General features: G+C 59.2%; 1 protein-coding gene. It reads right to left on the bottom strand.

Annotated features, from left to right (window positions below; genetic code table 11):
• Nucleotides 1-289, bottom strand: a 289-nt coding sequence (locus J4G32_RS21000; protein ID WP_210497628.1) for an acylphosphatase, incomplete at both ends; no start/stop codon positions are given.

Raw genomic sequence — 289 nt, 5'->3', positions numbered from 1 at the left:
ATTTGCGTGTTCATCGAACCGCCTGCGCTCTGACGAATGGTGAAATCCGTCGGTGCGCGCTCCCATACCAACGACGCGTGTTCAACGCTGTCAATGCGCGCCAGCGGCGGGCAATCCTGATAGAGCGCGGCAATAAATTGCGACGGATCTTCCAGCAGCCGAACGACGACGCCGTCGCCGTCATTACACACGTCGCCGTGTAATCGCAACTGCTGCGCCAGCTGCCAGACAAAAGGACGAAAACCGACGCCCTGTACTTTGCCCCGAATGCGTAGCTGTACGCCGGAAG

Source organism: Microvirga antarctica (genome assembly GCF_017921815.1).
GTDB lineage: Bacteria > Pseudomonadota > Alphaproteobacteria > Rhizobiales > Beijerinckiaceae > Microvirga > Microvirga antarctica.
Note: the sequence above shows the minus strand (reverse complement) of the source record. Positions and strands in the feature narration are given on the sequence as shown.